Source organism: Actinomycetospora sp. NBRC 106375 (assembly GCF_030269665.1).
Taxonomy (GTDB): domain Bacteria; phylum Actinomycetota; class Actinomycetes; order Mycobacteriales; family Pseudonocardiaceae; genus Actinomycetospora.
This window is the reverse complement of record NZ_BSTS01000050.1, coordinates 1-6418: the sequence shown is the minus strand read 5'-3', so window position 1 is coordinate 6418 and position 6418 is coordinate 1. Positions and strand designations below refer to the sequence as shown.

The 6418-nt window shown below is 73.7% G+C and carries 6 protein-coding genes and 1 pseudogene; 6 read left to right on the top strand and 1 reads right to left on the bottom strand.

What is annotated here, in order from left to right:
* The 6 genes and pseudogenes from QSK03_RS32670 to QSK03_RS32645 form a co-directional block, all read left to right on the top strand.
* Nucleotides 1–188: pseudogene (locus QSK03_RS32670) on the top strand (hypothetical protein); the annotation flags it as partial.
* A complete protein-coding gene (locus QSK03_RS32665; RefSeq protein WP_285659996.1) occupies nucleotides 185–1183 on the top strand; it encodes a class I fructose-bisphosphate aldolase in 999 nt (332 codons plus the stop codon). The pseudogene QSK03_RS32670 and the gene QSK03_RS32665, both read left to right, overlap by 4 nt.
* Nucleotides 1168–2382 carry a molybdopterin molybdotransferase MoeA gene (locus QSK03_RS32660; protein WP_285659995.1) on the top strand — a complete coding sequence of 405 codons (1215 nt, stop codon included), beginning with the start codon at nucleotides 1168–1170 and terminating at the stop codon, nucleotides 2380–2382. Before QSK03_RS32665 ends, QSK03_RS32660 begins: the two co-directional genes overlap by 16 nt.
* Entirely contained in the window at nucleotides 2379–2939 is a 561-nt protein-coding gene (cbiT, locus tag QSK03_RS32655; protein WP_352232088.1) for a precorrin-6Y C5,15-methyltransferase (decarboxylating) subunit CbiT, read from the top strand. Before QSK03_RS32660 ends, cbiT begins: the two co-directional genes overlap by 4 nt.
* Nucleotides 2940–3034: 95 nt before the next feature.
* Entirely contained in the window at nucleotides 3035–4273 is a 1239-nt protein-coding gene (gene cobA / locus QSK03_RS32650; RefSeq protein WP_285659994.1) for a uroporphyrinogen-III C-methyltransferase, read from the top strand.
* The gene (locus QSK03_RS32645) at nucleotides 4260–5684 is read left to right on the top strand and encodes a chloride channel protein (RefSeq protein ID WP_285659993.1); all 1425 of its coding nucleotides are present in this window, start codon (nucleotides 4260–4262) and stop codon (nucleotides 5682–5684) included. The genes cobA and QSK03_RS32645 overlap by 14 nt, the downstream gene beginning before the upstream one ends.
* A gap of 56 nt (nucleotides 5685–5740) precedes the next feature.
* On the opposite strand, the gene QSK03_RS32640 is transcribed toward QSK03_RS32645, so the two are convergent.
* Entirely contained in the window at nucleotides 5741–5953 is a 213-nt protein-coding gene (locus QSK03_RS32640) for a DUF2795 domain-containing protein (RefSeq protein ID WP_285659992.1), read from the bottom strand.
* Between the last annotated feature and the right edge of the window lie 465 nt (nucleotides 5954–6418).

Sequence of the window (6418 nt, the reverse complement as noted above, 5' to 3'; positions counted from 1 at the left end):
TGGTCGGCGACGTCGATCTGCCCGCGGTCCTGCACCAGGTCCGTGCCGCGACCCCCGTGCCCGGCGGTGTCGGGCCGGTCACCGACGTATGGCTGATGAAGAACTCCGTCACCGCCGCACGCGCCGCGATGGGGAGAGCGGGCGGCACGCCGACCCTCGCAGTCGACGACTCGTTCGACCTCCCGTGACAGCCCGCGCCGAGATGTTCGCGGCCGGTGGGGGCGAGGTGCTGGTCCTCGACGACGATCGCAGGCTCTCCCGCCGCCTGCGCCGCCACGGGATCGCGGGGACGCCGGCCGCGCGCGCGGCGTTCCGGGAGATCGTGACGGGAACCTCTGCGATCGAGCACCACCGGATCGGCGTCCAGGTCGTCGCCGAGGACCTGCCCCTGCTGCTGCCCGCGTCGGGCCTGCTCGTCGGCGCCCGGGTCGATCGTGGGGCGCAGCCGCTGTTCGGTCGGCGCGGCGAGTCGGTCACCCGGGAGCGGGAGGACCTGGGGACCGTGCTGGCCGCGATGACCGCGGCAGGGGCGGCGTTCGCGTCCTGGCGGGCGATCTTCGTCGTGGGGGATCGCGGCGGCGCGCGGATGCCCTCCGCGTCGGTGATAGAGACCAACGCCGGGACGATGGCCCGGTTCGCCGGGAGATGCGTCGACATGGGCCTGGTCCCGGTCCTGGTCGTCGAGGTGCTGCCCGACGGTGACCACGACCTCGGACGGGGCGCGGCCGCGACCGCGGAGATTCTGGGTGCGTTGTTCGGGGCGTTGACGACGCACGGTGTGTCCGCCGGGGAGGTCGTCCTGACGACGACACCGGCCCGCGAGGGAGTGGGGAGCCGGGTCCGGGCCACCTCGTGCGAGGTGGCCGAGGCGACCTCCACAGCCATGGCGGACGTCCCGGCGGCGGTCGGGGCCGTCTCCTACCTGTGCGGTCCCGAGCCGTTCGGGCGCTTCGCCGAGGACCTGAGCGCGGTGCGTCGGCGCTCAGCGTCCTCGATCGTGGGCTTCACCGTCGGCCGTGCCCTGACCGACGCGGTGCTGTCGGCGTGGCGGGGCGATCCAGCGCGGACCGCGTGCGCCCGGCGGGTGCTCGAAGAGCGCCTGGCCCGTCTCGACCGGGCGGACGTCCTCGCGCACCGGCAGCGGGCCAGGCACAGCCGGACGAGCGCATGCCTGCCGGGGTAACGGCCGGTGCGCCGGCACGCGGCGGGCATCCGGCACCCGACGCCGCCCTGCAGCGTTGGCTCCGCGCGGCCGGCCGGCATCCTGCGCGCGGGCCGGTGTCCGTCCCGGTGGACTCGGCGGTCGGCCGCGTCCTGGCGGCCCCGGTGCACGCCCGGCGCTCCTCGCCGTGGTTCACCTGCGCCGCCATGGACGGTGTCGCGGTGCGGACGGACGACGTGCGCGCCGAGGGGGCGGTCACGCTCGGGGCCCGCCGCTCCGACGTCGTCGACACCGGCGACCTGGTCCCGGCCGGGAGCGACACGGTCGTCCCCGTCGAGGATGTCGAGTCGTGTGGCGACGGGGTCACCCTGCGGGGACCGGTCACCCCGGGCTGCCACGTGCGCGCGATCGGTGAGGACGTCGTCGAGGGCTCGCTGATGCTCCCCGCGGGCCACCGCCTGCGGCCCCAGGATCTCGCCGCCGTCGCCGCGACCGGGCACCGGACGCTGCTCGTGCACCACACACCCCGGGTGACGGTGATCCCGACCGGCGACGAGCTCCGTCCGCTGGGTGCCGCGCTCGCCCAGGGCGAGATCACCGAATCCAACTCGATCATGCTCGCGGCTCGGCTGCGCGAGCTCGGGGCGCGGCCGTCGGTGACCGGCATCGTGGCCGACCGGCCGTGCCGTCTGGTGGCCGCGCTCCGGGACGCGGCGACCGCCGCGGACGTGCTGGTCGTCCTGGCCGGGTCGAGCGCCGGGCGCGACGACCACACGGCCTCGGTCGTCGACTCCTGCGGCGAGACCGTCGTCCACGGCGTGGCCATGCGTCCCGGTCACCCGACCGTCCTGGGCGTGCTGTGGCGAGGCGGGACGACGGTCCCGGTGCTCGGGCTGCCCGGATACCCGGTCGCCGCCGCGATCGCTCTCGAGGTCTTCGGAGTCGCGATGCTGGCGACTCTGGAAGGAGGAGCCGCCCGACCGGAAGCGTTCGTGGAGGCGGTCCTGCAACGGACCGTGCACTCGTCGCTCGACGTCGAGGAGTGGGTGCGTGTCCGAGTGGAGGACGGCCCCCTCGCCGTTTCGATGCCGGGGGGAGCGAGTGTGTTGTCCGGATTGGTCGCCGCCCACGGCCTGCTCCGCGTGCCGGCGGGGGTCGGGGAGGTCGCCGCCGGGACGTCGGTACGGGTCCGACTGTTCGGCGGGGACCCGCCGTCGTGACCCGGGTCCCGGGCCTGCCGGACGACACGTTCGACCATGACGGCCTGCTCACCAAGCGGGAAATCCGTGCCGTCGTCCTGGCCTACCTCGCCCCGCAGCCCGGCGAGCTGCTCTGGGACGTCGGTGCGGGCGCGGGCAGCGTGTCCGTCGAGTGGATGCGTAGCTCCCGCACCTGCCGGGCCGTCGCGGTCGAGCAGGACGCCGTCCGTGCGGGACGGATCCGGACCAACGCCGCACGCCTCGGCGTCCCCGATCTCGTGGTCGTGCCCCACCGCGCGCCCGGTGCGCTCGACGGGCTGCCGGCGCCGGACGCCGTGTTCCTCGGTGGCGGCCTCGCCGGCGACGGCATGCTCGCCGCCTGCTGGGACGCGCTCCGTCCCGGCGGGCGCCTGGTCGCCACCGCCGTCACCGTCGAAGGCGAGTCCGTCCTCGGCGCCGCGCACGGTCGCCTCGGCGGGGTGCTGACCCGGGTGGCCGTCGCCCACGCGCTGCCGATCGGTGGGTTCACCGGCTGGCGTCCGCGGAGGGAGGTGACGCTCTGGTGGGGGCCGCGATGACCCGACGGGATCCGGGGCGGACCAGCCGTTCCCACCGGTGCGGGGGAAGTTCCCAGCGGTCCGCGGAGCAGCGGATCCCGGCGAGGAGGACGCTCATGCCGCTCACGGCCGAAGACGGATCGACGGTGGGCACGCCGTGGTTCGGTAGGCTGCTCCTGACCGGCCTGCGGGTCGTGGTCGTGGGCGGGGGCGACACCGCCCGGCCACGCGTGGCGGAGCTGCTCGCCGCCGGCGCCGACGTGACCGTCGTGGCGCCGGAGCTGGTGGCGGATCTCGCGAAGTCCGCCGCCGCGGGGGAGATCACCTGGTGTCCGCGGCGCTACGAAGCCGGTGATCTGCACGACGCCTGGCTCGTCGTCGCGTGTGCCGGCGACGGCGCCGCGGACGCGCAGGTGGCCGCCGATGCCGTCCGGCAGCGGACCTTCTGCGTCGGGAGCGGCACCGCACCGGGGTCGGTCGTGGCGGTGCCGAGGCCGCCGGCGGACCCGGATCGCTCCCGGCACAGCCCCCCGTGCTCCGCCCGGGGCGTCGCGCTGATCGGGGGCGGACCCGGCGCGCCCGATCTCATGACGCTGCGGGCCCGGCGCCTGCTCGCCGCGGCCGACGTGGTCGTCGTCGACCGGCTGGCGCCCCGGGAGGTCCTCGACGAGCTCGACGAGGACGTGGAGATCGTGGACGCGGGGAAGACCCCGTACGGGCCGGCCATGCCGCAGGACCAGATCAACGAGCTACTGATCGAGCGGGCCCGGCGGGGCCGGTTCGTCGTGCGGCTCAAGGGCGGTGACCCCTTCGTCTACGGGCGGGGCTACGAGGAGCTCCTCGCCTGCACGGCGGCCGGGGTACCTGTCGCCGTCGTGCCCGGGGTCACGAGCGCGATCGCCGGTCCGTCGGCCGCGGGCGTTCCGGTCAGTCACCGCGGCGTGGCCCACGAGGTGGTTCTCGTCGCCGCGCACAGCCGACCCGGCGACCCGCAGTGCCTCGTCGACTGGGAGGCGCTGGGACGGATGCGCGGGACGATCGTGCTGATGATGGGCGTGCTGCACCTCGAGGAGGTGGCGGCCACCCTCGTACGCTGCGGGCGGGACCCTGACACGCCCGCGGTTGTCGTCCAGGACGCGACGACCGCCGCCCAGCGCGTGGTGCGGGCGCGCCTCGACACGGTGGCGGCCGCGGCGCGGTCCGGGGGCGTGCGTCCGCCGGCCGTCGTCGTGATCGGGGCCGTCGCCGGGCTGTCGGCCACCGGGGCGGCGGTCCCCGCGGCTGACGCCCTCACCGCCTCCACACCGGGGCCCGATGTCCGGCCGGCGAACGGGTCCGGACATGTCGAGCGCTGAGTCGAGGCGCCGACCCCGCGACGTGTCGCGGGCATGGCGGCGCAGTGACCGCCTCGTCGCGAGCCTCCACCGGTGGCTGGTCGAGAGCCCCTCCGGTTCGGTCGGCCTCGCGCTGCTGGTCGGGATCGGTGCCGGCCTGGGTGCCGTGGTCTTCCGGTACCTCATCCTCGGCGTGACCTGGGCGGTCACGGGCCGCACCGACTACGGGGCCGCGGGACGCGTCGCGAGCGACCACCTGCCGTGGCTCGGTGTCTGGTTCCTCCTGCTCGCGCCCGTCGTGGGCGGTCTGATCTACGGCCCGCTGGTCTATCGGTTCGCCCCCGAGGCCCGTGGCCACGGGGTCCCCGAGGTCATGGTCGCGGTGGCACGGCGGGGCGGGCGCATCCCGGCACGGGTCGCCGCGGTGAAGTCCCTCGCCTCGGGGCTGTGCATCGGGACCGGCGGCTCGGTGGGCAGGGAGGGCCCGATCGTGCAGATCGGCTCCGCGCTCGGCTCTGCGATCGGCCAGTGGCTCCGCGTCCCGGACCATCGCCTGCGGCTGTTGGTCGCCTGCGGTGCCGCCGGCGGCATCTCGGCGACTTTCAACGCCCCGGTCGCCGGGGTCTTCTTCGGTCTGGAGGTGATCCTGCGCCGCTTCAGCGCCGAGGCCTTCGGTCTCGTGGTGATTACCTCGGTGACCGCCAACGTCGCGGCGCACTCCCTCGTCGGGGCCGACCACATCCTGCACCTGCCCGACGTGGGCCTGGGCTCCCCGCCGGAACTCGTCCTCTACGGCGTCCTCGGACTCGTGGCCGGCGTAGTGGGCTGGGGCTTCGCGCGCGTGCTGTACCGGATCGAGGATCTCTGCGACGCCGTGTGGCGCGGCCCGGAATGGCTGCGACCGGGGGTCGGCGGGCTGCTGTTGGGTGCCCTGCTGCTCGTCCTGCCCCAGATGTACGGGGTGGGCTATCCCGTGCTCCAGAACGGTATCGCCGGCCAGTACACCGCGGCGTTCCTCGTGGCGCTATTGGTCGGGAAGATGCTCGCCACCAGCCTGACGATCGGGATCGGCGGCTCCGGTGGCGTGTTCGCGCCGTCGCTGTTCATCGGCGGGATGATGGGCACCGCGTTCGGCGTCGTGGTCGGCGGGGTGTTTCCCGCCCTGATGCTCGACCCGGCGGCGTTCGGTCTCGTCGGGATGGCGGCCGTGTTCGCGGGTGCGGCGCACGCGCCGATCGCGTCGATCCTGATCGTGTTCGAGCTGACCGGCCAGTACTCGATCATCCTCCCGCTCATGACGGCGGTCGTGATCGCGACGGGTCTGAGCCACCGGATATCGCGGGACAACATCTACACCCTGAAGCTCCTTCGCCGCGGCGTCGACATCGACAGAGACCTCGGGATGGGCGGATCAGCGGAGCCCCGCGAATGACCTGCTCGGGCCGAGGTGTCGGTCCCGAGCAGGTCATTCGCGCCGATCCTCCGGTATCAGGCGGGCACCACGCGAGGACGGGCGGCCGCAGCGTGCCGTGCCGCCGACGCGACCGCAGCCACATCGGGATACTGCGCGTCCGGAATCTGCCGCAGCGACATGAGGGTGCGGTTGTCGACGCCGAACAGCTCGGCCGCGGTCACGATCTGCCACCGCCTGGCCGGGAACCGCAGTTCGTCGAGCACCGCCGCCAACATTCTCTGCTCCATCGTCGCGTCCTCATGTCTTGGGGTTGTTGGGCGATGGCCTCTGCCGGACCACCGGGAGACCGGGCCCGCCGATCTGTCACGCGGGTCGTCGGTCATCACGACAATTCTCGCACTCGCGACCGGTCTTCGGCATTGTGAGGCGCCCCAACCGTCGACCCGTCGTATTGGTGATTCGCACAGCCGCACAGGCACCTCGTCATGAAGTCCATACCGCTTTCCACTAGGGTGTCCGCGCCACGGCTACTTGCATGTCAATCCGGCGACGTCAAAGTCCTCGATCGACAGATCTGCGATCACTTCAGGTGTTGAGCGGGCTGGCGGGTTCACAGGACGGGCGAAGGGGCTCTTCCGGAAATGGAGTGCAGCTGAGGGTGTGACCGGGCCGGGAGCTGGGGTCGTGTCGCTGCGGTGAGGTGGGCCCCGGGAAGTTGATGATGACGGTTCCTACGCCAGTCAGCTTCAAAA

Excerpts from the sequence above, each read along its gene's own strand:
- QSK03_RS32660 (WP_285659995.1), top strand. The coding sequence starts at position 1,168 with ATGCCTGCCGGGGTAACGGCCGGTGCGCCGGCACGCGGCGGGCATCCG.
- cobA (WP_285659994.1), top strand. The coding sequence starts at position 3,035 with ATGCCGCTCACGGCCGAAGACGGATCGACGGTGGGCACGCCGTGGTTC.
- QSK03_RS32645 (WP_285659993.1), top strand. The coding sequence starts at position 4,260 with ATGTCGAGCGCTGAGTCGAGGCGCCGACCCCGCGACGTGTCGCGGGCA.
- QSK03_RS32640 (WP_285659992.1), bottom strand. The coding sequence starts at position 5,953 with ATGGAGCAGAGAATGTTGGCGGCGGTGCTCGACGAACTGCGGTTCCCG.